Source organism: Segatella buccae ATCC 33574 (assembly GCF_000184945.1).
Classification (GTDB): domain Bacteria; phylum Bacteroidota; class Bacteroidia; order Bacteroidales; family Bacteroidaceae; genus Prevotella; species Prevotella buccae.
On the sequence record NZ_GL586311.1, the window covers coordinates 2,874,435 to 2,900,421 of the forward strand.

A 25,987-nucleotide genomic window follows, 5' to 3' on the forward strand; every position below is an offset into this window, starting at 1 on the left:
TACAAATTGTATCAGAACAAGCGTGAAGGATCTTCCACCAAGGGCAAGTGGTATGCCCGTGCGGCTGCCGACGGCCTTGTGACCACCGACCAACTGGCCGAGACGATGCAGCGCAACTGCACGCTGAAACGCAGTGACATCATCGCCGTGATCTCGGAACTGGTGGAGACCATGCAGACGGCCTTGCAGAACGGACAGCGCGTGAAGTTGGACAAGTTTGGCAGCTTCAAGATCGGCATCACTTCGGCCCCTGCCGATACGGCCAAGGACTTCAACGTGGGCAAGCATGTGAAAGGCCTGCACGTGCTCTTCCAGCCGGAGGTGAAGATCAGCGCCGACAAGAAGCGCACCCGCTCTTTCCTCACGGGCTGCAAGGTGGAGGAATATGCCGACTACCGGGTGGACAAAAAGAAGGACAAGGCCGGGAAGAAGGCCGATCCTTCGGCTCCCGCCGGCACCTCAGAAGAGCATCACGCCTAAAGGAATGGAGGAACGGACAGATGAAGACACTTCACTCCAACCACTGGATGGCCTTGCTCAAGGTGCTGGTGGCCGCACTGGCCGGTGCCCTCGGTGCTCTGGGCGCTGATGCTGCGGGAATCATCGGATGAGCATCAAAAACAAGAGAAGCGCACCCGGGTGCGCTTCTCTTTTCTTTTTGGGAGTTAGAGGGAGTCAAGGGAGTTAGGACAATGGATCATAGCTGAATTTACTGCTGCCGGAGGCTTTTCGCTCTCCTTTAACTCCCCCAAAGAAAAATCTCTTTTGACCTCTCAAAGGCCGGTTACCGCCTCTTGATGCCGAGGATGCGCTTGAAGAACATCTTGAAAGTGCCCTCGGGCTTTCGGGGAGTGCCCGGCTCCATGCTCCGTGCAGAGGAGGCGGTGCGGTTTTCGTCCTGACGGCGGTCACGCCCATTGCCACGTTTCCGGTTGCGATTGTTGCTGCGGCGCGGTTTGTCGGCATCCATGCGATTCTCTGCATCAGCGGGACGGTTGCCATTGCGGTTGCTGTCGCCACCGGCCGACTTGGCGTTGCGGCGATTGCGGTTGCCGCGTCCCGACTTGTCGGGCTGCCGGTCGCTTTCCTGCCGGGGTTGCCGGTTGGCAGTGGGGTTACCTTCGGTCTGCTTTTCTTCCGTCGGTTTTCCCTCTGCGAGGCGCGCTTCACTCTGGCGACGGTTGCGGCGCGGCTTGTCACCGGCAGATTGTTCGGTGGCGTTGGCAGGCCGGGCAGCTTCCCGCTCCTTGTCCTGCTCAGGCCGGGCCGGGCGGCGCTGGTTGTTGGGCTTGTGGCGGTGGGCCTGCTGGTCGCGGTCTTTGCGCCGGCGGCTCTTGGCCGTTGTGCGCCCCTTTGAGGGCCTGCTCTGACGGGTATATTCAGGGGCCTCGCCCAAGTCGGCGGGCAGTGGGATCTTCTCCACTTCCTTCTCAAGGAATTTCTCTATCTGCTGGAAGTGGTAGATGTCGTCTTCACTCACGAGCGTGATGGCCCGTCCGTCACGGTCGGCCCGGGCGGTGCGGCCTATGCGGTGAACATAATCTTCGGCGTCGTGGGGCACATCGTAGTTGATGACCATGGCAATGTCGTCGATGTCGATGCCGCGGGCCACGATGTCGGTGGCCACCAGCACGTCAAGCTGTCCGCTCTTGAACTTGAACATGATGTCGTCGCGCTCGGCCTGTTCGAGGTCGGAGTGCATCTCGCCACAGTTGATGTGCTTGCGCTGGAGGGCGGCGTTGACCTGCTTCACCTTCATCTTGCTGCCGCAGAAGATGATGACGCGCTTGAGATCGCCGGCCTTGAAGATGTCTTTGATGATGCCCAGCTTCTGCGTCTCGTAGCACACGTAGGCTTCCTGTTTGATTTTCTCGGCGGGTTTGCTCACGGCAAGCTTGATCTCGACCGGATTCTTGAGCAGCGTCTTGGCCAGTTCTTCGATTTTGGCGGGCATGGTGGCCGAGAACATGATGGTCTGGCACGTGTCGGGCAGCAGTTTGGCTATCTGGAGAATGTCTTCGGAGAAGCCCATGTCGAGCATACGGTCGGCTTCGTCGAGCACGAAATAGCTCACCTTGCTCATGTCCACATTGCCCAAACTGATGTGGGAAATGAGGCGGCCGGGAGTGGCAATCACCACATCGGCCCCGAGACGGAGACTCTTGAGTTCTTGGTCGTAACGGTTGCCGTCGTTGCCGCCATACACAGCCACGCTGCTCACCCCATTGAGGTAGTAGCCGAAGCCCTGCATGGCTTGGTCGATTTGCTGTGCCAGTTCGCGCGTAGGCGACATGATGACACAGTTGATGGCATCCTTAGGATAGCCGCCGTCGTCGAGCTTGCTCAAGATGGGCAGCAGATAGGCGGCCGTCTTGCCGGTACCGGTCTGTGCCACGCCGAGCACATCGTTACCTTTCAATATTTCAGGGATACACTTTTCCTGAACCGGTGTGCACGAATCGAAACGCATGTCATAGAGCGCGTCGAGCACATTGTCGTTTAAGTCTAACTCGTCAAAATACATTATTTCTTGTTTTTTCTGTTTTAAAATGAATGTTGTGTTATTATTTCGGAGCCTTCCGATAGAGAAAATAGGCCACAATGGCGAACACCATGTTGGGTGTCCATGCCGCGAGCATCGGTGGTGCGCCGGCATTGATGGCAAACGTGGCCGAAACGGTCTGGAGCATGATGTAGCCGAAACTCAAGGCCAGACCGAGACCCAGATAGAGCCCCATGCCGCCCTTGCGCTTGCGCGAAGAGAGCGAGAGGCCGATGACCGTGAGGATGAACGAGGCGAAGGAGGTGGCAATGCGCTTGTGGTATTCCACCTGATACTGCACCACGTTGCTCGATCCGCGGTCGATTTGCTTGGAGATGTATTCGCGCAGTTCGGGACTGGTGAATGTCTCCTGCTGGCCTTTGGAATAGACAAGGTCGGTAGGCTCCATGAGGATGACCGTGTCTTTCTCGGCACCGCTGGTGATGTGCTCCTTGAGTCCCTGCAACTTGCGCTGCTTCCAGTTGCGCATACGCCAGTGGAACTTGGTGTCGGAGATGGTGTCATATTGCACCTCCATAGCCGTGAGGTCGCTCACGAGCTTCTTGTCCTCAAACTTGTTGAGTTTGAAGCCGTAGCCCTTCTTCGTGTTGTTGTCGTAGTGCTGGATGTAGGCTATCACGCCTTTATCCACTTGCAACTGCACATTGTCGGCCGCCGTGTTCTTGGTGTTGTTGCGGTAGAGTGCCTCGAAATCTTGGCGTATCACCGTGCCGTGGGGTATCTCGTAGGCCCCGAGATAGTAGGTGAGGGCGGCGATAAGCACACACGAAATCATGTAGGGGCGCATGAGACGCTTGAAGGAGACGCCGGCGGCCAGCATGGCGATGATCTCCGAGTTGCCGGCCAACTTGGAGGTGAAGAAGATGACGGCGATGAAGACGAAAAGCGGACTGAAAAGATTGGAATAGTAGGGGATGAAATTGGCATAGTAATCGAAGATGATGGCTCGCCAAGGGGCATGATACTGCGTGAACTTGGAGAGATTCTCGTTGAAGTCGAAGACTATGGCAATGGAGATGATCAGGGCAATGGAGAAGAAATAGGTGCCGATGAACTTCTTGATGATATACCAGTCCAGAATCTTGACATAACGCTTGGGATTCAAGAAGCGCAGGAAGCCAAGGTGTTTCCTCAGCCACCCGAGCAGGGGTTGAAAGCGGGCGAGCAGTCCGGACAGCTGCCGGTGGCGACGGTCAAGCGAACGCCGGGCGCGGAAAAATCTGCGATGCTTTCTGATTTTCTTTATTTCCATCTTTCCATCTTTGTCGAAATCGGTTTACACTCTGCGGCCCAGTTGGCTGATGATACCGGCCTTCCACCGGGCAAAGTCGCCCTGCTCAATGTGCCGGCGGGCATCGCCCACCAGTCGCAGATAGAAAGCAAGATTGTGGATGGAGGCTATCTGCATGGCCAAGAGTTCCTGCGCCTTGAACAGGTGGTGGAGGTAGGCCTTGGTGGTGATGCGGTCGATGTCGCATCCGTCGGGGTCTACGGGCGAAAAATCGTCCTCCCACTTCTTGTTGCGCATGTTCATCGTGCCCTCGTAGGTGAAGAGCATGGCGTTGCGCCCGTTGCGGGTGGGCATCACACAGTCGAACATGTCTACCCCCCGCTCGATGGCCTCAAGGATGTTCTGCGGAGTGCCCACGCCCATGAGGTAGCGCGGCTTGTCCTTGGGCAGAATCCCGTTGACCACCTCGATCATCTCATACATCACCTCGGTGGGTTCACCCACGGCCAGTCCGCCAATGGCATTGCCGTCGGCCCCCTTGTCGGCCACAAACTTGGCGGCTTCCTCTCGGAGGTCCTTGTAGGTGCAGCCCTGCACGATGGGGAACAGACTCTGGCGATGGCCGTAGAGCGGTTCGGTCTCGTTGAAACGCTTGATGCACCGGTCGAGCCACCGCTGGGTCAGGGCCAGACTCTCCTTGGCATAGCGGTAGTCGCTCTGTCCCGGAGGGCATTCGTCGAAAGCCATCATGATGTCGGCTCCGATGACGCGCTCTGTGTCCATGACATTCTCGGGCGTAAAGAAGTGCTTGCTGCCGTCGATGTGGGAACGGAACTCGCATCCCTCCTCACGCAGTTTGCGGATGCCGGTGAGCGAAAACACCTGAAATCCGCCCGAGTCGGTGAGGATGGGGCGCTCCCAGCCGTTGAAGCCGTGCAGGCCCCCGGCCTTGCGGAGCACGTCGAGTCCCGGGCGCAGATAGAGATGATAGGTGTTGCCGAGGATGATTTGGGCTTTCACCTGCTCGCGCAATTCGCTGAAATGTACGCCTTTCACCGAACCGCAAGTGCCCACGGGCATGAAGATGGGAGTCTTGATTGGTCCGTGGTCGGTGGTGATGATGCCGGCGCGGGCATCCGACGACGGATCGGTGTGTTGCAGCTCAAAGGTCATTTGGCACCCTCCTTCTCCCCTTTCGTTTCTTCCTCCTTCACGGTGAGGTCTACGGGATTGTCCACCAACTCATCGGTGAGCACGAAGTCCCACACGTCCTGCACGTTCTCCACATAGTGGAATTCCACTCCCTTGCGATACTCTTCGGGAATCTCCTCGATGTCCTTGCGGTTGTCCCGGCACATCACGATGTCTGTGATGCCGGCCCGCTTGGCAGCGAGGATTTTCTCTTTGATGCCCCCCACAGGCAGCACTTTGCCCCGGAGAGTGATTTCGCCGGTCATGGCCGTGTTTTTCCTCACCTTGCGCTGCGTGAGTGCCGAGGCGATGGAGGTGGCGATGGTGATGCCGGCCGACGGGCCGTCTTTCGGCGTAGCTCCCTCGGGCACGTGGATATGGATGTTCCACTGATCGAAAATGTGATAATCCACCCCCAGCTTGTCTATGTGCGCCTTGACATATTCGAGGGCTATCACGGCACTCTCTTTCATCACCTCTCCCAAGTTGCCAGTGAGCGTGAGCTTGCCGGCCTTCCCTTTGCTGAGCGAAGTCTCGATGAAGAGTATCTCTCCGCCCACGCTGGTCCACGCCAGTCCGGTCACCACGCCGGCGTAGGCGTTGCCCTGATAGATGTCGCGGTAGAAAGGCGGTTTGCCCAACAGGTCTTCCAGTTCGGCCGGCGTGATGTTGGGTATCTCCAGACTGCTGTCCATGGCCTTGCGGTAGGCTATCTTGCGGAGTGCCTTGTTGATTTGCTTCTCCAGCTGTCTCACGCCGCTCTCGCGGGTGTATTGCTCGATGATTTTCTCCAATGCCGGTTTGCTGAATTTGATTTTCGGCGTCACCTTGTCCAGTCCCGTGGCATCCAGTTCACGCGGCACGAGGTGACGCCGCGCTATTTCCGTCTTCTCCTCGGTGATGTATCCGCTCACCTCGATGACTTCCATGCGGTCGAGCAGCGGCCGGGGAATGGTGTTGAGGTCGTTGGCCGTGGCCACGAAGAGCACCTTCGACAGGTCGTAGTCTACATCGAGATAGTTGTCGTGGAAGGCATTGTTCTGTTCCGGGTCGAGCACTTCGAGCAAGGCCGACGACGGATCGCCGTTGATGGTGCTCTGCGTCACCTTGTCTATCTCGTCGAGGATGAACACCGGATTGGATGTCCCCGCCTTCTGTATGCTCTTGATGATGCGGCCGGGCATGGCCCCCACGTAGGTGCGGCGATGGCCGCGGATCTCGGCTTCGTCGTGTACTCCTCCCAGCGACATGCGCACATACTTGCGCTTCAAGGCCGAGGCGATGCTCTTGCCCAGCGATGTCTTGCCCACTCCCGGAGGCCCGTAGAGGCAGAGGATGGGCGACTTGAGATCGCCGCGCAGCGAGAGCACGGCGATGTATTCGAGGATGCGCTCCTTCACCTTCTCCATGCCGTAGTGGTCGCGGTCGAGCACTTTGGCAGCCCGTGTGAGGTTGAGGTCGTCTTTCGAGCATTCCCCCCACGGCAGTGCCACCATCGTCTGGAGATAGTTGAGCTGTATGCTGTAGTCCGGACTCTGCGGATTGAGCGTGTCGAGCTTGTCCATCTCCTTGTTGAATGTATCCGCAATGGCTTCGGGCCATTTTTTTGTGAGTGCTTTTTTCGTCAGCTCTGCGCGCTCGGGGCTTCCCGTACTTCCTCCCAACTCTTCCTTGATATTCTTCATCTGCTGCTGCAAGAAGTATTCCTTCTGCTGTTCGTCGATGTCGAAGTGGGTTTTCTGCCGGATGTTGTTCTGTATCTTGAAGAACTCCAGTTCGCGGTTTTCTATCTTCAGTGTCTCGTAGGCCCTCGCGAGAATTGCGTCCTGCTTGAGCAACTTGAACTTGTCTTTCACCGGGAAGGGCATGTTGCCGCAGATGTAGTTGACGAGCATCACCTTGTTTTGGATGTTGCTCAAGGCATATTCCGACTCGTTGGGTATGTTTTCGTTGTTGGCGATATAGTCGTGGGTGGTGGAGCGCAGCAGTTCGATGACCGAGTCAAACTCCTTGTCGCCCTCGGCGGGAAACTCCTCGTCTCTGGGCTCTACGGTGCCCATGTAGTAGGGACGCTTCCTCTTGAGGTCGGCGAGCGTACACCGCCCCAGCCCCTGGATGATGGCCGTCTTGCTGGTGGCCCCCGGCTGGGTGGGCATATCGATCACCTTGATGAGCCTTGCAAACACGCCCACGGGATAGAGGTCTTTCATACCCGGGTCGTCCACGTTGCTGTCTTTCTGACTGAACACGGTGAACACCTCTCCCGGATGGTTCTCCAGCCTTTTGAGCAGATTGAGGCTCGGCGTGCGGCCCACGAGAATGGGGGTGAGCACCGTGGGAAACATCACGATGTTGCGCGTCGTGAGTATGGGATAGTCCCCCGCCGGCTGTTCCTCCATGAGCATCGATGCGTCGCCGTCAAAGTCGGCTATCATCTGCACACTGGTGTTGCTTCTTGTGTTCATATTGAGTTTGATATCCATGTTCACTTATATTTTTTCTCTTCCTTGATTTCTTGTTTTTATCGGCGTGCAAAGTTACTAATTTTCGGTGAGATACAGCCACGGCGGCCCGAGTTTTTAATTAAATAAGGAGACAAAAACGTAAAATGTTTAAAATAATCCCGCTTTTCCGCCGTTATCTTTACATGCGTGGAGATGTTGACGCGCCTATCCCGCGATGACAGGCACATGACAGACAGATTCGGTTTGTCATGTGCCTGTGTCTTTTCTTGACCATTTTGATCCTATCAGAGCAAAGGGATCATATACAGGGGGATGTAGACGATTCCGTCGGCCAGCATCAGGTCGCGCGTGTGGGTGACATAGGGTGTGGAGAGATAGTCGTGATATTTCTTGATGCACTTCTTCAAGGATGTCAGGGCATAGTTCTTGCCCGATTTCACCTCTATGGGCGAAATGTTGTGCTTGCCCGTAATCTTGGACTTGGCAATCAGAAAGTCTATTTCCATCCTATTATCCTTATTCTCCCGGTCAGGGTTGCTGTAGAAGTACAGTCGGTGCCCCGAAGCCGTAAGCATTTGCGCCACGATATTCTCCACAATCATTCCTTCGTTGATTTCCAGTTTGCCCAAGATGAGCTTCTGATAGACCTCGATAGGCACTTTCCCGTTCTCGTCGAAAGCATGTGATATGAGCAGCCCCGTGTCGGCCATGTAACATTTCAGCGTGGATCGCTCATCGTTCAGCCGCAGTCCAAAGCTCGGTTCTGTCGTGTTAAAGGCGCAGTTGATGATTTTCGCGTCAGACAGCCACAAGAAAGCATTCTGGTAGTCGCGCATTCTCGCGTCGCTCCCGAGAGTGGCCAGCGTGAACTTCTTCTCATGCTTTTGAAGCTGCCCCGGTATTTCATCAAAGATGGCAGTAACCTTCAACTCTTCCTTGTCGGCGTACTTACGTATGTCGTTGCGGTAGAGGGTCAGGATGCGGTGTTTCACAGCCTCTACTTTTTCAAAGTCTTTGCTGTTCACATATTCTTGCACGGCCTGTGGCATCCCGCCAACCACCATGTAAAGTCGGAAAATATCCATCGCCTTGCGGTGCATCTGTTGTCCTATGGGCTGCTGCCGGATGAAACAATCCTTGATATGCGCCATAAGCATATCGTTACCCATTGCCCACAGAAATTCCTCGAAGTCCAACGGGAACATTTCTATGACATCCTCTTCCGACGGGATGTTGATGCCCTTGACTTTGCTCTTGATGCTGACGAGCGATCCCGTCTCTATATAGTCGAACCGTCCATCAGCCACAAGAAACTTTATGGCCTCTCGTGCTTTGGGACAGTCTTGTACCTCATCGAACACGATGAGCGACTGCCTCGATTCCAGCCGTTTGTTGTAGTAAAGCTGTAAGTTCATCAGCAGTTGGTCAAGATTGTCCATGTATTGTCCGAACCAATCCTTAACCGCTTCCGGTGCCGTGGTGAAATTGATGAACAGATATGAGGCGTATTCCCTCTTGGCAAATTCTTCTACGATGAAGCTTTTTCCCACTCGGCGCGCACCTTCTATCATCAAAGCACTTGTGCCCTGACTGGTGGCTTTCCAGTTCCGGAGCTGTTCGTATATCTTTCTTTTTAGCATAATATGTCTATCCGTTTTATCAGCTTCTTTCACGATTTCAAGAAATATTCTTTGCCGATATTTCACGAAATCAAGAAATTATCAACCGCAAAGATACACGATTTCAAGGAAAAAGCAAAAGAAACAAGACATATTTTTCCATTGATAGTCAGCGATTATCATTTTTCCCATATTGATTTGCCAACTCTACAGCCACAACATTTTAGAACTGCCCTTAAAATAATCCCGCTTTTCCGCCGTTATCTTTACATGCGTGGAGATATTGACGCGTCTATCCCGCGATGACAGGCACATGACAGACGGATTCAGATTCAGACAATTCAGCGTGCGCCACGACCGCTGCGCCATGAAGGTGGGCACCGATGGCGTGCTGCTCGGGGCATGGGCTCCGGGCGGCCGTTCCATTCTCGACATCGGCACGGGCACCGGACTCATTGCCCTCATGATGGCCCAGCGTTTTCCGGAAGCCCACGTGACGGGCATCGACATCGACGGCGATGCCGCCCTTCAGGCCCGTGAAAATGCCGCCGACTCGCCTTTCGGCCCACGCATCGAGGTGGCACATTCCTCCCTTGCCGGGTTTGTGGCCGCCGCCTCTCCCCCGCTTTCTTTCGACAGCATCGTGTGCAATCCCCCCTTTTTCCTCCACTCGCTCAAGAATCCCGACGCCCGCCGTTCCGTGGCCCGCCATGCCGACTCGCTGCCTTTTGCCGACCTCTTCCGCGGCGTGGCCGCCCTACTCGCCCCCTCCGGCGTGTTTTCGGCCATCGTGCCCGCCGAGGTCTTCGAGGCTTTCACGGCCGAGGCCTCCATCACCGGGCTCTTCGTCAGCCGCCTCACCCGCGTGCGCACCACGCCCCGCAAGCCCCCGAAGCGCAGCCTCGTGGCTTTCTCCCGCCTGCGCCCCGACACGCTGGTCGAGGAAGAGTGCGTGATGTCCCGGGCCGACGGCATCCGCTCCGAGTGGTATCGCGGGCTCACGGCCGAATTTTATCTGTAATTTAAGTTTCGCAGGTTTGATTTTAGGGGGTAAGGGAGAAGTTCCTTTCACTACGGTTGGATCTGCGAAAAGGCAGCTTATGATATTTGTGCGGCAAGCCGACTCCGTTTTTAGGAGCCGGCTTATTTTTTAACACTATCCCGATGGCCGTTATTCATATTCCATTCTTTGATAAAATACTTTTTCGCCATCAGTTTTCCGAAAGCCTCTTGCTCTGATTCTTTTCCAAGTTCTTTGAATGCTTGGGCATCACTCCCCGCCATTTCTTTTCCCGGATATTCTCTGGAGTCTATGGTGGCACGGACGGCGAACTTCCCGTCCCCTTGTTCATAGACGGCAGCCGCTTCCACGTGCATTTTGCTGTCAGGATATTCGGCTATCAGTGGATAATCCTTGAAAAAGCCCAACAGGCTGATGGTCTCTGTCCGCATCTTCGTTCTTACGAAGTCTTTGTCCTTTTCCGTCAACAATTCTCCTATGTCGCTCATAATGGCCTTGTCAGAGTATTTCCGCAATGCCTCTATGCAGTCTTGCAGATAGTCTGCCAGCGGTTTCCCCATCCTGTATTCCACGATGTCTTGGTTGATGGGCGTGTTATTGGAGAGAAAGAAATAGCAGTCATACACGTCTCGCCCGGTGATGCCCTTTCTGTCCAGCAGGGCGCAGAGCTTGTGGGCAAACATGTCTGGCTTCTGCATCAAGGTCATGTCTATGCCGCTAAGGTTTTTCATCTCATAATGGTTGCCGTATTCCCTATTGGAAATCTCGACTTTCAGTTTGCGTTCTCCCACGCCATAGTCCAAGACCGCTATCGGGCCGTTAAACTTCATGTTGGAATCAGCTACCGTGCCATATTTTGAAAGGATGGCGGCAACCTTATCAAAGACAGCCTGCTCCTTGGTTCTGTCCAGAAGGTTGAAATCCAAGTAGGTTGAGAATCTCGGGAGCCCATAGAAGAACATCAGTGAAGTGCCACCCTTGAATGCCAGAAGTGGGGCGAGGCGGGTGTCTGTAAATATATCCTTCAAGATTCTCAGCATTAAGAACTTGTGCTTGTTGATATCCATATTCTTCTTATAGTAAAGTGGTCAATACTCGTTTTTCCATTTTCTTGTTCATGTATAGCGGCAGAAGCTCTAACACCTTGTCTTTGTTGAGAATGCCGGTGTTGTCGAAATAGAAGTCAGGATAAAGGTAAACCGTGTCGAGAAATGCACGTTCGAGACTGGCAATGTTGATATTGTCTTCAGTTACGATTCCCTGCCTGTTGACGATGATGGCTTCTTTCACTTTTCGGTAACTGTAGATTTTGCCGTCTATCGTGATTTCCCTGCTCAGGTAGCTTACTGAGGTCACACAGCTGTCATATTGGAAGATGACGCCGGCCCTCTGGAGGACATACTGCAACGAAATGTAGCAAGGGGCATACATGGAGCAGGCTATCTCCTGTTCGTTGTATTCCGGTTTGGCATACAGACCTTTGCGCAGATTCAAGAGCTCCCCGTTCCTCACATAGTAGTTGAGGCGTTTGGTCATCTTCGTGGAGTCCGCTTCCTTGGTGCCCACCAAAAGGGAGGGCAGCGTGAAGACCGTTCTTGGGGATGACTGTATGTAGCTTTTTGTAGACATTTGTGGTACGAAAATCTAATATTCTTGGTTTTACAGTTCACAAAGATACAAATTCTCCGGGAATATGCCAAACGAATGGCCGGAAAAAACGGACCACAGGAGACCCACAGGAGACTCATCCCAGAGACCCACCCCGACCCTCCCTGTAGGGAGGGAGGCAAGGACAAAGAGACTCTTTCCAATCTTCCTATAGAGAGGGTGGAAGTGGGTCTCTTGGCCTTTTTGTTCAGGCTTCCTCAAGCAGCCTTTGTCCTTTCCTCCCTCCCTACAGGGAGGGTCGGGGTGGGTCTCCGGAGTGAGTCTCCTGTGGGTCTCCTGTGGGTCTCCGGGGTGGGTCCGTAATGCCTGTCAAATTATTTATTGGTTTTCGCCATCTGTGCTTGCGATATTCGCAACCGTCTACCCACTTGGGTGCAAATATGCGATTTTTGGCGATGTTTCCAACACGCTGACAATCAATCGTTTGAATTTTACTGACACGATGATGGGCCCGAAAACAGGCCTGAAAAGGCCCAAACGGGCTTGCGAAACGGCCACAGTTGCACGGCGACTGTGGCCGTTTCGGCGTTCAAGGGCGGCTCTTTCGCAAGTTCGGTGTGCTTTTCCTCAAGTTCGGTGTGGCCCTTTTGCAAGTTTGGCGGGCCGGAACGGGGAAAACGGTGGACTTCTTCGGCGGTCTAAAGGCGGTTTTCCGCTCCGGTTGGAGGATTTTGGCGGATGCGGTTTTGTTCATATTATTCGCCACCACCCGATGGCTTGCAGAGACAGCCTACGCCGGGCTTGTGGGTGCGTGGGCCATGCACGGACTCGTTTTCCGCCGGCCGTCAACTGTCCGCATTCCCCCATTCTGCGCGTTGCCGCCTCGCGTTTATCCCCTCACATCCGTTGCGGGCTTGAAGGGGGAGAGCCATCCCATCTTTTGTTTATGAACATTTTACAGAGTCGGTTAAAAGACCGGACACGGCAAGACAGCAATTTATTTCCCACTCCTTAACGTTTTTTATGTCTTCACGATGTTTCAGTCTTCATATTTTTACTTATTTTTGCTCCGAATACTATACATTAACCAAACTCGCTTGCACACGCTTGATAAAAATAGAAATATTGTGATGAGAAAATATATTCTTTGTTCCCTCTTCGCCGCCGTTGCTTTGCAACTCTGCGCGCAAACGCCTTCCTATGCGCGATATGCAGGCTGGCACAAGCTATATGGCGACACCTTGCGGGGGGCAAACATCGCTGCGGCACTGCAATATCTCGCCAAACAAGGCATCAAACCCCGCCGGACGGTGGTTGTGGGCATCTTGGACTCGGGCATCGACACCGCCACCGTGGCACTCAAGGACGCCCTGTGGGTGAACAGGAAAGAACGCCCCGGGCGCAAAGACTGCGACGGCAACGGCTATGCCGGTGACGTGCATGGATGGAACTTCTTGGGAACGGCCGACGGAACGTTCGACATGACGAGTGCCGGCACCGAGGAGTACCGCGAGTTTAAGCGGCTCTATCCGCGCTACAAACACGCGTCGGACAGCGCGGAGGCGGCCAATCCCGAATATGCCTATTATCGGCAGATGCGCAAAGCGGCAGGCATCAACCGCTATTTGCTGTATTACAAAGCCACGAAAGCCAAGATGAAGGTGATGGAGCGGATGGACTCGGCACTGAAGACGCTCCCCAATGTCCATACAGACACGCTGCGGCTCGCCTCGCTGGCCCGTGTGCCCGCGCCCACCACGACATGGGCCGACGACTGCCAAGCACTGCTCGTAGACCTGATGAAGGCCAAGGAGGGCACCACGTGGCCGGCCTTTGTGGCGCAGCAGCACAGTGCCTTCCGGCTCATGGGGCAGCGCATCCGCGGCATTGAGCACGATGTCGACAAGCGACTGCTCATGGGCGACGACATGGGCGATGCCGCCGACCGCTTTTACGGCAACGCCCGGCTCACGGTGGAGGGGTGCGACCACGGTACGTTTGTGGCGGGTATCATCGCCGCAAAGCCCGATGCGGCCCACCGCGCCTATGCGGGCATCTTCCCGGAGGCGCGCCTGATGATAGTGAGGTGTGTGCCCGATGGCGACGAATATGACAAGGATGTGGCCTCGGCGATAAGGTATGCGGTGGACAACGGTGCCAAAGTCATCAACATGAGCTTGGGCAAATACACCTCGCCGCAGGCGGATATGGTGAACCGGGCCATTGCCTATGCGGCCCGGAAAGATGTGCTCATCGTGCAGGCGGCGGGCAACCACCATCGCGATATAGACAGTGTGGCCTATTATCCCACGGCCACCGACGCGCAGGGGCGGCGCTTCGACAACTTCATCAGGGTGGGGGCATCCGATTTCGCCGGCCACCTCTCGTCGTTGTCCAACTACGGCAGAAACGCCGTAGACGTGCTGGCTCCGGGCGAATACATCGCTTCGGTGCTTCCGGGCGATGTCTACGACTTTTCGCAAGGCACCAGTGTGGCGGCCCCCATCGTGTCCTCGGTGGCGGCACTGCTGCGCAGTTGTTTCCCCAAGCTGAGTGCCAAGACGGTGAAGGCGATTTTGGTGCAGAGCGTCCGGAAAGATTCCGACGGCCTGTTGGATGCCGAAAAGGCTGTGAGGGCGGCACGTGCGTTGTGCCGGTAGACGGAAAACAGTTTGCCGCCGCTCCCAATCGGCAGAGCCTGCGGGCGGCAATGAACACATAAACTAAATATGACTCAATCTTTGCAGCATCTCTTTTTGCATCTCAGTTGTGGACTGCGGCAGCGCAAACGCACGGTCACGGGCGTGGCATTGCTGCTGCTCGGCAGCGCGTTTCCCGTGCTGTCGCCGGCACAAACCACGGTAGACTGGCAGTTGGTCGAAAACGCTTCGGAGCGCGCTTTGCAGCCGTTGTATCAGGAAAACGCCGTGTCGCCGGCATGGGTGGGCGACAGCCATTATCTGTTCTACGATGTGAAAGAGGCCTCGGGTCGCGTGGTCTATCTCATGAATGCCGCCACGGGCAAGCGGGAAAGGCTCATCAAAGACACCGATGCCTTCGTCCGGCAATATCGCACCTTGCTGAAAGACACGTCGATAACGGCAGACAATCTCAAACTTTACAGTCTGCGTATGCGCAACGGCGATGCCCGCAGCGTGTATTGGGCGAAGGGCGGCAAGCATTTTGTGTATCACCGTCCAAGCGGTCGGCTGGCTTTGACCACCGAAAAGATGCCGCCCCGTTTTCTGACTCCTGCTTCGGGCGCAGGCCAACGCTCGTCTTCCACGCGCGACTCGCTCTTCACCATGCTCGGCAGCCGCTACGACTTGTATGTGCGCGACAATGGTTCGGGAGCGGTGACACGGCTCACGCACGACGGCAAGGAGTATGCCTCCTATTGCAGTCGCTCGGCAGGCGACTCGCTGTCGGCCGGCAATGCCGCCGGCCTTTGGTATGGGCACGTGTACATCTGCCTCGTGACAGACGACAGCAAGGTGGGCGACCTGTATCTCATCAACGCCCTCGGCAAGCGCCGCCCCTCGTTGCGCACCCGCAAGATGCCCCTCCCCAACGAGCCGAACGTGAGGCAATTCAGGCTGTTTTGGTATGATGCCGACACCCGGAGGAGTGCCTTCGTGCCCGTGAGTCGTTTTCGCGACGGCGTGGTCGACATGAGTTTCGGGGCGGTGGGCAATGCCCTTTACTTCACAAGCCGCAGCCGGGCCGCCGACAGCCTTGAGCTCTGCCGGCTCGACCTGCCCACGGGCACCGTCCGGACCGTTATCCGCGAGGTGTGCAAGCCCCATCTCAACCTCACGCTTTTCAACTATCATGTCGTGGACAAAGGCCGGCACATCATCTGGTGGTCGGAACGCACGGGGCGGGGAAACTACTACCTATACGACAACAAAGGCACGCTGCTCAACCGAATCACCCGCGGCGATCGGCTCGTGGCAGGCAGCATCGTGAACATCGACACGCTTGCAGGCACGATGATATTTGCCGGCTACGGTCAGGAGGCAGGCATCGACCCCTATTACACCTATTATTATAAGGTGCGGCTGGACGGGCGCAAGCAGCAAAAGCTGTGCAGCGGCAACGGCACCCACGAACTGCAACTGTGCGACGACAAGCGTTTCGCGCTCGACAGCTATTCCCGCATGGATCTGCCCACAGTGTATGAGGTGGTGTCGGTGGAGCGGCCGCAACGCCGGTTCGCTGTGGCCAGACGCTCGGATGCCGCCCTCCGCAAGGCCGGATGGCAGCCTCCGCGGCTCCTCTCCCTGAAGGCAGCCGACGGGAAGACCGATCTCTACGGTTTGATGTACGTGCCCTGCAACTTGAATCCCAAAGCGAAATACCCCGTCATCTCAAACGTCTACCCCGGTCCGCAGGACGACCAGCTGCCGCGCAGCTTCTCTCTGGACGACAACGGCAACCAGAGTCTTGCCAACATGGGCTTCATCGTGGTGAGCATTGCCCCCCGGGGCAGTTCGCCGCTAAGGGGGCGCGACTTCTACACCTACGGTTACGGTCGGCTGAGAGACTATCCGCTGGCCGACGACAAGCACGCCTTGGAGACACTGGCCGGGCAATATCCGTTTATAGACCTGTCGCGCGTGGGCATCTACGGGCATTCGGGCGGAGCCTTCATGACCGTTGCGGCGATGCTCACCTATCCCCAATTCTACAAGGTGGGGGTGGCCGCATCGGGAAATCACGACAACAACATCTACATCCAGTGGTGGGGGGAGGTCTTCCACGGGGTGACGGGCCACATCCCGACCAACATGGAGCTTGCGGGCGCTTTGCAAGGGCGGTTGATGCTGGTGTCGGGCGATGTGGATGACAACGTGCCTTACGCTTCGACCCTCCGCATGGCAGACGCTTTCATCAAGGCCGGCAAGCGTTTTGACATGATGATTCTGCCCGGCAAGGACCACAGTGTGTGGAGTGATTACTACCAGAATCTGGTGCGGTACTATTTCAAGGAACATCTCGTGGTTCCGCAAAAAGAAGACATAGACATAATTCATCACCAATAAAAACAACGTCTGTCCATGAGTATGAAGAAAACAACACTATTTATCTGGATGTTGCTTTGTTTGCTCGTAACAACAGTACAAGCGCAAAACAAACAAAGCGATGAAGATGTGCTGGTAGACATCACCATTGTCGACAGCAATGGTGACGGCTTGCCCGGTTCCACGGCCAAAGTGTCGGGAAGGCCCGTCGCCGTGGTTACCGATGCCGACGGAAAGGTGTCGTTCTGGGTGCACCGGGGGGATAAGATCACGCTTTCTTATCTCGGAATGCAATCGCGCGTGTTGGTGGCCAACAAGCCCATCAGTGGCAAAATCACACTGCAAGACGAGGAAAACACGCTCGACCAAGTGGTTGTGAACGGTTATCAGCGCACCACAAAGCGCAGAGTGACGGGCTCGGTGGCCACCATCGACGCGTCGGACCTGAAAGGCAAGCCGCTTGACAACCTCGACATGATGCTGCAAGGCAAAGTGGCGGGTGTGGATATCAAGGCTGTCTCGGGCCGGCCGGGGGAGGCTGCGAAGATTCGCATCAGGGGAACCAACACCATCACGGGCAACGCCGACCCGCTGTGGGTGGTGGACGGTGTCCCCTTGCAGCGGGACATTCCGAAGATAGAAACCTCGCAAGTGAGGTCGGGAGACTTCTCCGACATCTTCTCAAAGGGCATCTCGGGCATCAATCCCAACGACATCGAAAGCGTGACGGTGCTCAAAGACGCTTCGGCGGCGGCCATCTATGGCTCCCGGGCGGCCGGGGGCGTGATTGTGGTGACGACCAAGCGCGGCACGGAAGGCAAGATGCAGGTGAATTATTCCACCAACCTCTCGTTGACGACGAGTCCTCCCCGCAGTGCCGACCTCATGACTTCAAAAGAAAAACTGGCGTGGGAACAAGAGCTGTGGGACGAGTTCTCGCAGGCTAAATTCGCCAAGGGGGAGACCTATCCCGTGATTGGAGCCGTGGGCATGATACGCTCAGGCTATGGCCGGTATGCGGGAATGACACGCGAACAGCAGGATGCCGAAATCGCAAAGCTGAGCGAGACCAACACCGATTGGTTCAAGCAGCTGTTCAGAAACTCGTTTTCGCACAGTCATTATCTGTCTCTCTCGGGCGGCGGAAAGCGCAGCACCTACTATGTCTCTATGGGCTATGAAAACAATCTGGGCTTGGTGAAGCGCACAAGCTATGACCGCTACAACCTGAACTCGAAGCTCGACATCACGGCCAATGAGCGAATAAAACTCGGTGTCTCGGTGGACGTGTCGTGGCAGAAATCCAATGGCTCTGCATTGGGGGACAATCCGTTCAAGTATGCCTACTTTGCAAATCCCTACGAGAAGCCCTATAACGCAGACGGGTCTTACGCTCCGGACAACACCTTCAAGGCCATACAAGACATCAACGGCGCTCCGACCACCCAAATGCCGGGCAATGGCTACAACATCATGCGTGAGTTGGACCATACGAGCAATGTGGCAAAGAATCTGAATGTGACCTCCATCCTCAATCTGTCGGTCAAGTTGTTGGACAATCTCACCTTCGAGGGGCTGGCGTCATACGGCTACACCAATAGCAATGATGAGAATATCAACGACAAAGACACCTATGCGGCGTGGATAGACCGCCCCTTTGAGGGGAGCAGCACGGTCTCCAAGCGCACTTACAGTTCCATCTTCCAATCGTCCACCTACAACTACAATTACAATCTTCGCGGACAACTGAACTTCTTCCACACCTTCCACAAGCGGCACTACCTGAGTGCCCTGCTCGGAACGGAGATAAGAGGGCAATACGCAAAGGGAATTTTCGCGAAGCGATACGGCTACGACAGGGTGTCGGGAAACACCTCCATGCCCACGTTTCCTGCCGGAACGAAGGTGACGGAAGCCGACTTGAAACGCTATGCGGCGATTATCGACGCCCTCTCGGGGCAGAATATCAGCGAAGACCGCTTTGCCTCGTTCTACCTGTCGCTCGACTATGTGCTCAACAACAGGTATGTGGCGAGCTTCACGGCCCGGACTGACGGCTCGAATAACTTTGGCAGCAAGGAGCAATTCAACCCCACCGGCTCGCTCGGTTTGTCGTGGAATGTGGACCAAGAGGAGTTTATGAAGCCCCTCAAGCCCGTCATCAGCAGTCTTTCCATACGCACGGCCATGGGCTACACGGGCAACATCAACAAGACCGTCTATCCCCAGTTGGTGATGGATTACTACTCCAGATTCCGCCAAAGTGATGACGACTACTACCGGATGGGGTGGATCAAGAATGCGCCCAATCCCCTTTTGCGCTGGGAGAAGACAAGAGACATGAAGCTGTCTCTCGACCTTGGCATGTTCAACGAGCGTCTGCGGCTGGGTGCAGAGTTCTACTCGCGCCGCACCTACGATGCCGTCTCGAGCGTGAGAGTGCCCTACACCACCGGTTTCAGCGATCAGGTGTTCAACACTTCCACCCTTGAAAACATGGGAATGGAGTTCTCTCTGTCGGCCAAAGTCCTCAAGACGAAAGACTGGAGTGCCTCTTTGAGCACCAACATCTCTTATAACAGGAACAAACTGGTGAAATACACCCCGCCCACCTCGGGGCTCGCCAACGGCCAGTATCAAGGCTATCCGCTGGGAAGCATCTTTGGAGGGCGCATCACGGGCATCGACGAGCAGACCGGCCTCTACACCTTCCAAAGGCGGCCCGATGCCGTTTTCAACACCGTGAACGACTACCGCAATGCCAATAACTATCTCTATTATCTCGGAACATCCAATGCTCCCACCACCGGAGGTTACTCCATCAATGTCTCTTACAAAGACTTCTCGCTCAATCTTGGCGGCTCTTTCTCTTTGGGAGGAAAGATTCTGAACGACATAACCCCCTATACAAGTTACAGCGACATCTCCGGCCAGAAGCTCGAAACCGTTCCTTCGCATCTCAACGACCTCTATGCGCACCATCTCAACGTGCGCCGGGGCGTTGTCAACCGTTGGACTCCTTCCAATCCGCGCACAGATGCCAATCCGCGCATCCTCGACGCTTACGGCGCCAACCTCGGCTTGCAGAATTACGTTCCGGCAAGTTCGCAAATCAACAATTCGGCGATGCTGGAGAATGTGTCCTACTTCAAGCTCAACACCGTCTCGGCAAGCTACGCCTTCCGCGAGAAGCTCATCAAGTGTGTCGGCCTGCGCTCGCTGGCCCTCTCCTTGACGGTGAACAACCTGTTCACCCTCACCAACTACTCAGGCATCGACCCCGAAACCCCCGGAGCCGTATATCCCTTGGCGCGGACATTCACTTTCGGACTATCCATCGGACTTTAATGAGAAGACAATCATGAATAAATCAATATGCACGCTCATTGCCGTAGTGATGTTATCGGCATCCTGCGACAGCTACCTCGACGTGAAACCGTATGGCAGAACCATACCCAAGACGCCCGAAGAGTTTTCGGCGCTCATTCACACCCATCTGAACAATGTGGACGAAGGCGCGACTTTCCTGATCGACAACGCCACCCGCATCACCCGTTACGATGTGGGGGCAGGCGACGATTTCGAAGCCGTGCTCACCCAACAGGCGGGCCGCACGCTGCCCGTCTACATCGGGTCGCTGCTCAATGGCAGTGCCTACGAGCCCTACATCAATCTCTACCGCGTCATCAAAGACTGCAACATCGTCATCGGCGAAATACAGCCTGACGGCACCGACCTGTCCACACGCACGCTCTCCACCGCCTATGCCCTCCGCGGAGTGGCCTACTATCAGCTTCTCCGCCTTTATTGCGAAGCGCCGCAGCAAGGCCATTTCGAGGCGCAGGCAGGCGTTCCGCTGGTCACTTCCTTTGACATGACCGCCCGGCCGATACGCAGTTCGATGCAACAAACCGTCAGCCGCATCGAGGAAGACCTCAACCGTGCCGTCTCTTTCCAAAACACCGACGCGCTATACCTCTTCACCGCCGATGTGGTGAAGGCCTATTTGGCGCGCCTTTACTTTTGGACGGAGCAGTGGCAGAAGGCTCTTGATGCGGCCCGGGAGCTGCAGGCCCGATATCCTTTGCTGTCGGGCGATGACTACAAAGAGATGATAGCGCATCCGCTGGCCAAGAAGTATAACCACATTCTCACGGCCTACGGGCGATCCACGGGCTCTAACGACTCCGAAGAGTCCCTCGCCTCGCGCACGCTGCAATACCGTCCGGTGAGCAAACGCTTCATCAACTGTTTCCAAAACGGCGAGGCGGCCACCGACATCCGGTATGCTTTGTGTCTCGACAAGGAGCGGAAAGCCGTCAAACCCTTCTTCTGCGGCATTCGTGGGGCCGAGCTGAAACTCATCGAGGCCGAGGCGTTGGCGCATCTGGGCCAGACCGACGCCGCACTCAAAGCCCTCAACGAGTTGCGCGCAGCACGCATAACGGGGGCAACGCCCTACACCTTGCTGACGCTCCCCGAGGCCAATCCCGACGAGAGAATCAAGGTAGACGCCGAGGGGAAAACCCTCACCAAACTCATGGGGGCCATCCTCAACGAGCGCCGGAAAGAACTCTTCCTGGAGGGCGACCGCATGTTTGAACTCAAGAGAAACGGCACTCCGGAGTTCTGGACGGCGTATAACGGACTGCGCTACAACACCCTTCGCTACATGTACACCTTCCCCATACCCGAGTCGGAGATAAGAATCAACCCCGCCATCATTCAAAATGCGGGCTACACCGAACTGTTGTCCAACTGATAAAAAACAACGACAATGCACACAAAACAATATCTCGCGCTTGCTGCGGCTGCGCTTCTGCTCTTCACCCTCACGGCCGTTTCGTGCGGCAAGGCCAACGAACTGCCACCCATTGAAGAGACCAACAACAAGGCAAACAAAGAGTATAAACAGCCCGACCCCACCGTTCTCAATGCCGCAGAGCAGAAGGAGGTAGACAGTGTGAAAGCTGAATACGAGAAAGGGATCAAGTGAAGTTTCGCCGATTCGGTAGGAATGAAAGGGAGTCAAGGAGTTAAAGGGAGTTAAGGGAGTTAAGACAACAGCTCTACTCCTCCTATTTTCCAAGTAATTCAAGCAATAAAGCCGATGTCTTTCTTCGCTTACGCTCAAGGAACTTCTCCTAACGAGCGGAGCGAGTGCTAACTCCCTTAACGCCTTTAACTCCTAAAATTAAATACTCATTAACTAAAATACGCATCATCACATGAAAAAGATAACATCCCTGCTGCTTCTCCTCGTGGCCGCGATCGCCATGCTTTCGTGCGCCGACAAAGAGCAGGACCAAGGTGTGGCGATAGGTGTCGCCACCTATAAATACAGTTTGGCCAACGCCGAAGGTGCCACCGTGGATGTGGCCGTCAAAGCCCTTCATCCCGTAGAGGAGGATGTCGACGTGCCCGTCACCTTCACCGGAGCCGAAGAAGGGGTGGATTTCACCGCCTCGGCCCGCGCCTTCCACATTGCCAAAGGGCAGACCGTGGCCACCATCACCTTGACCCGCAAACTGGTGGCGCGCACCAAAACCATGCTCGTGCATCTGCAAGAGCCCTCGCAAGGGCATCTGGGCTTGATGAGCTACACCCAAGTGGAACTTGTGGGGGCCAATGTCTACAACTTCGAATCGGCCTCCGACGTGCTCACGCTCAAGAGAAGTTACCCCGTAGAGCTGAAGACCGACCTCGGCCAGCGTTTCTCCTATGCCGACACCACCAAGCTCGATGTCACCGTAGATCCGCAGAGCACAGCCGTTGAGGGCACACACTTTAAGTTTGCAAACGATGAGAGGAAAGCGGTCTTCCCGGCCGGGAAAGATGTGGGCACCATCTCTCTGGAGTTCTTGAAGTTGGAGGCGGGCAAAGACAACATCGTGCTCAGACTTGCCGACAGCAACGGTCTGATAGCCGGCAACACCCCGGCCATCTCCATCAAGATAGTGGGCGGAGCGGCGTTCGGCGGCACATGGGCCTTCAAGGCCGTGTCCAACTATCAGTGGTTGCGCGACAACTGTGGGGTAAACACCGAGATTTTGTTCAAGGCGAGCGCGGCCACCGACTACTTCATCCTGCAAAGTGCCGGTGCCGACTATGCCTTTACGCCGCATTTCGAAGGGGACCTGAAAAACTATTTCGCCGCCCCCTGTGCCGCCAAGGCCGACGGGACGAGCCGCGAGTTCTTCCAAGAATTGGCCGCAGGTCGGCCTCCCCGCTATGTCATCAACATGCTGAAGTTCGACCATATCAATCAGGCTTTCTCGCCCACCGACAGCAATGTCAAGCCCACCCGCGTGGGATTCCGGCTCATCACCGACTCGAAGACGGGCGAGGAACTGCTCGAAATGACCATCAACGACTATGCCCCCACCGAAAACACCATCAAGATGGATTGGGGGGAAACATGGCTCGGCACCTACAACACGTTTAAGGCGAGTGGCGACAACCCCGTGATGAGGTCGTGCCCCATCAGACTCCACTTTACGAGGGTGAAGTAAAAGACCCCGCCCACCATCCGACCAAGAGACCCACCCCGGCCCTCCCTGTAGGGAGGGAGCAAAGGACAAAGAGAGCTTCCCCATCCTCTTATCAAGAAGATGGAGGGCTCTTGGAGGGTGGGGAATCCGGAGAGATGAGTGTCAAATTATTTGTTCGTTTTCGGCCTCTGTGCTTGCGATATTTGCAATGGGCAACCATCCCACTGAAAACAAGCAATTTTGGCGACACTTCCAAGCTGCTGATAGTCAACCACTTGAATTTCATTGACACATATTGCAACCCGAAAACGGGTTTGAAAAGGCCCGAACGGGCTTGAAAAATGGCCACAGTTGCGTCGCAACTGTGGCCATTCTTGCTTTCAACTGTGGCTCTTTCGCAAACTCGAAGAGACGGAACGGGAATACAGGCGGGCTTCTTCGATGGTTTAAAACCGGTTTTCCGCTCCGGTTGGAGAATTTTGGCGGATGCGGTTTTGTTCATATTATTCGCCACCATCAGAACCAAGAGACCCACCCCGACCCTCCCTGTAGGGAGGGAGCAAAGGACAAGGGTTGCTTGGGAAAGGACAAAACTATACGCATAGCTCTCACCTTTTTCTATTGAGCCGGGCAAAGAGCTGCTTGGGAAAGGACAAAACTATACGCATAGCTCTCACCTTTTTCTATTGAGCCGGGCAAAGAGCTGCTTGAGAAAGAACAAAACTATACGCATAGCTTCCACCTTTTTCTATTGAGCCGGGCAAAGAGCTGCTTGAGAAAGAACAAAACTATACACATAGCTCTCACCTTTTTCTATTGAGCCGGGTAAAGGGCTGCTTGAGGAAATCCCCATCCCCCACAAAGAAATTTCCCCAACCCTCCCTATTGGGAAGATTGGGGAAATTCTCTTTGCCCTTTGCTCCCTCCCTACAGGGAGGGCCGGGGTGGGTCTCCTATGGCCCGAGGTGGGTCTTTTCGTAGGGACGATCGGGCTCGAACCGATGACCTCTGCAATGTGACTGCAGCGCTCTAAACCAGCTGGGCTACGCCCCTATACCATGCGGTTTGCGTCGGCAAAAGTACGGCGAAAAATCGGAACTGCCAAACAAATTGGCTTCTTTTTTCATAAAATGCTTGAAAAAGACGGATGGAAAGGTGCGGCTGTCAGATAAAATTGCTAACTTTGCACGAGTCGGGATGCCCGCATCCGGAGCACGCAGCGATGTCGTGCCGCGGTGCGGGAGACGAAGACACAACGTAAAACAAATTATAAATATGAAGCAAACCAAGATAGTAGCCTCCATCAGCGACCGCCGATGCGAGCAGGATTTCATCCGCAAACTGTTCTTTGCCGGCATGAACGTGGTGCGCATGAACACCGCCCACGCCACCGAGGAAGGCATACGCAAGATCGTGGAAAACGTGCGGGCCGTGTCGCCCCACATCGGCATCATGATCGACACCAAGGGCCCGGAGGTGAGAACCACGGGCGTGGCCGAACCGATACACTACAAGATAGGCGATGTGGTGAAAATCTTCGGACGGCCCGAGATGGATAGCTCCCACGACATCGTGAACGTGAGCTACCCCAACATCACCGACGATGTGAAGGTGGGCGACGACATACTCTTCGACGACGGCGAACTCGACATGAAGGTCATCGAGAATGTCGGCCCCATGCTCGTGGCGCAGGTGCAGAACGAGGGCACGCTGGGGGCCCACAAGAGCGTCAACGTGCCCGGTGAGCACATCGACCTGCCGGCACTCACCGAGAAAGACCGCCGCAACATTCTGCTGGCCATCGAACTCGACATCGACTTCATCGCCCACTCGTTTGTGCGCACGGCGGCCGATGTGCAGGCCGTGCAGGACATCCTCGACGAGCACGGGAGCGACATCAAGATCATCTCCAAGATAGAAAATCAGGAGGGGGTGGACAACATCGATGAGATCATCGACGCGTCCTATGGCATCATGATTGCCCGCGGCGACCTCGGCATAGAGGTGCCCATCAGCAACATCCCCGGCATCCAGCGCCGCATCATCCGCAAGTGCGTGGAGCGGAAAAAGCCCGTCATCGTGGCCACGCAGATGCTCCACACGATGATCAACAACCCCCGACCCACACGGGCCGAGGTGACGGACATCGCCAACGCCATCTTCTACCGCACCGACGCGCTCATGCTGAGCGGGGAGACGGCCAGCGGCAAATATCCGCTCGAGGCTGTGCAGACCATGGCAGCCATCGCCGAGCAGGCCGAGAAAGACCGCGTGGCGGAAGACCGGATAGACCCCATGCTGCCGGGCTGCATCGACCAGCGTCTCTTCCTCGCCCACGCGGCCATCGAGAGCACGCGCACACTGGGCGTGAAGGGCATCATCACCGACTCCGAGACGGGACAGACGGCCCGCGCCCTGGCCTCTTTCCGCGGTCCGGTGCCCGTGCTGGCCATCTGCTACAAGGAGAAGACCCAGCGCTGGCTCAACCTCTCCTACGGGGTGATACCCATCTATCAGCGCGAACAGATACACAACCAGCAGATGTTCCTCGCTGCCCTGCGCATGCTCCGGCAGAAGGGCTACATCGAGCTCGACGACAAGATAGCCTACCTCAGCGGCAGCTTCGGTGAGGGCGGGGGCACCACGTTTGTGGAAATCAATAAGGTGAAGGATGTGTTCGACAAGAGCTACCAGTTCCATTTGCCTGACAGTGAGTGCAAGATTGAAGAATAAAAAATAAAAAAATAAAAGAACATCCCATAGACCCCACGGGA

Annotated in this window: 16 protein-coding genes and 1 tRNA gene; 9 read left to right on the forward strand and 8 right to left on the reverse strand. The window is 55.6% G+C overall.

The window, feature by feature from the left end; all coding sequences use genetic code 11:
- Positions 1-480 (forward strand): HU family DNA-binding protein (locus HMPREF6485_RS11385; protein ID WP_004346670.1); only part of this gene is annotated, 480 nt, incomplete at its 5' end.
- A 304-nt stretch (positions 481-784) separates the two neighbouring features.
- Here HMPREF6485_RS11385 and HMPREF6485_RS11390 read toward each other — a convergent pair.
- The 5 genes from HMPREF6485_RS11390 to HMPREF6485_RS11410 all read right to left on the reverse strand — a co-directional run bounded on the left by HMPREF6485_RS11390 (position 785) and on the right by HMPREF6485_RS11410 (position 9,090).
- The gene (locus HMPREF6485_RS11390) at positions 785-2,524 is read right to left on the reverse strand and encodes a DEAD/DEAH box helicase (RefSeq protein ID WP_004346671.1); all 1,740 of its coding nucleotides are present in this window, start codon (positions 2,522-2,524) and stop codon (positions 785-787) included.
- A gap of 40 nt (positions 2,525-2,564) precedes the next feature.
- Positions 2,565-3,815, reverse strand: coding sequence for an LptF/LptG family permease (locus HMPREF6485_RS11395; protein WP_004346672.1), 1,251 nt, complete (start codon positions 3,813-3,815; stop codon positions 2,565-2,567).
- 24 nt (positions 3,816-3,839) lie between these two features.
- Complete coding sequence (tgt, locus tag HMPREF6485_RS11400; protein ID WP_004343123.1) at positions 3,840-4,967, reverse strand: tRNA guanosine(34) transglycosylase Tgt; 1,128 nt, start codon at positions 4,965-4,967, stop codon at positions 3,840-3,842.
- Positions 4,964-7,450 carry an endopeptidase La gene (gene lon / locus HMPREF6485_RS11405; protein WP_044126435.1) on the reverse strand — a complete coding sequence of 829 codons (2,487 nt, stop codon included), beginning with the start codon at positions 7,448-7,450 and terminating at the stop codon, positions 4,964-4,966. The genes tgt and lon overlap by 4 nt, the downstream gene beginning before the upstream one ends.
- Before the next feature lie 284 nt (positions 7,451-7,734).
- Positions 7,735-9,090, reverse strand: coding sequence for an ATP-binding protein (locus HMPREF6485_RS11410; protein ID WP_044126436.1), 1,356 nt, complete (start codon positions 9,088-9,090; stop codon positions 7,735-7,737).
- 292 nt (positions 9,091-9,382) lie between these two features.
- Here HMPREF6485_RS11410 and HMPREF6485_RS11415 point away from each other — a divergent pair, with 292 nt between their 5' ends.
- Positions 9,383-10,090: a tRNA1(Val) (adenine(37)-N6)-methyltransferase gene (locus HMPREF6485_RS11415; protein ID WP_004346677.1), complete on the forward strand. Its 708-nt coding sequence runs from the start codon at positions 9,383-9,385 to the stop codon at positions 10,088-10,090.
- Between the two features lie 122 nt (positions 10,091-10,212).
- On the opposite strand, the gene HMPREF6485_RS11420 is transcribed toward HMPREF6485_RS11415, so the two are convergent.
- Positions 10,213-11,157: a nucleotidyl transferase AbiEii/AbiGii toxin family protein gene (locus HMPREF6485_RS11420; RefSeq protein ID WP_004346679.1), complete on the reverse strand. Its 945-nt coding sequence runs from the start codon at positions 11,155-11,157 to the stop codon at positions 10,213-10,215.
- A gap of 7 nt (positions 11,158-11,164) precedes the next feature.
- A complete protein-coding gene (locus HMPREF6485_RS11425) occupies positions 11,165-11,719 on the reverse strand; it encodes a hypothetical protein (protein ID WP_004346680.1) in 555 nt (184 codons plus the stop codon).
- 1,109 nt (positions 11,720-12,828) lie between these two features.
- Here HMPREF6485_RS11425 and HMPREF6485_RS11440 point away from each other — a divergent pair.
- The 6 genes from HMPREF6485_RS11440 (at position 12,829) to HMPREF6485_RS11465 (ending at position 23,234) form a co-directional block, all read left to right on the forward strand.
- Positions 12,829-14,358: a S8 family serine peptidase gene (locus HMPREF6485_RS11440; RefSeq protein WP_044126087.1), complete on the forward strand. Its 1,530-nt coding sequence runs from the start codon at positions 12,829-12,831 to the stop codon at positions 14,356-14,358.
- Positions 14,359-14,427: 69 nt separating this feature from the next.
- Positions 14,428-16,743 (forward strand): S9 family peptidase, encoded by a 2,316-nt coding sequence (locus HMPREF6485_RS11445; protein ID WP_004346684.1) that lies wholly within the window; start codon positions 14,428-14,430, stop codon positions 16,741-16,743.
- Between the two features lie 15 nt (positions 16,744-16,758).
- The gene (locus HMPREF6485_RS11450) at positions 16,759-20,070 is read left to right on the forward strand and encodes a SusC/RagA family TonB-linked outer membrane protein (RefSeq protein WP_004346685.1); all 3,312 of its coding nucleotides are present in this window, start codon (positions 16,759-16,761) and stop codon (positions 20,068-20,070) included.
- A gap of 13 nt (positions 20,071-20,083) precedes the next feature.
- Positions 20,084-21,484: a RagB/SusD family nutrient uptake outer membrane protein gene (locus HMPREF6485_RS11455; protein WP_004346687.1), complete on the forward strand. Its 1,401-nt coding sequence runs from the start codon at positions 20,084-20,086 to the stop codon at positions 21,482-21,484.
- Between the two features lie 15 nt (positions 21,485-21,499).
- Positions 21,500-21,718, forward strand: coding sequence for a hypothetical protein (locus HMPREF6485_RS11460; RefSeq protein ID WP_004343358.1), 219 nt, complete (start codon positions 21,500-21,502; stop codon positions 21,716-21,718).
- 232 nt (positions 21,719-21,950) lie between these two features.
- Positions 21,951-23,234: a hypothetical protein gene (locus HMPREF6485_RS11465; protein WP_004346688.1), complete on the forward strand. Its 1,284-nt coding sequence runs from the start codon at positions 21,951-21,953 to the stop codon at positions 23,232-23,234.
- Positions 23,235-24,191: 957 nt separating this feature from the next.
- Here the strand turns inward: HMPREF6485_RS11465 and HMPREF6485_RS11475 are convergent.
- Positions 24,192-24,266: transfer RNA gene (locus tag HMPREF6485_RS11475), tRNA-Val, on the reverse strand.
- 222 nt (positions 24,267-24,488) lie between these two features.
- On the opposite strand from HMPREF6485_RS11475, the gene pyk reads away from it, so the two are divergent.
- On the forward strand, positions 24,489-25,946 hold the full coding sequence (gene pyk / locus HMPREF6485_RS11480; RefSeq protein ID WP_004346690.1) for a pyruvate kinase: 1,458 nt from the start codon (positions 24,489-24,491) through the stop codon (positions 25,944-25,946).
- The last annotated feature ends 41 nt before the right edge of the window (positions 25,947-25,987 follow it).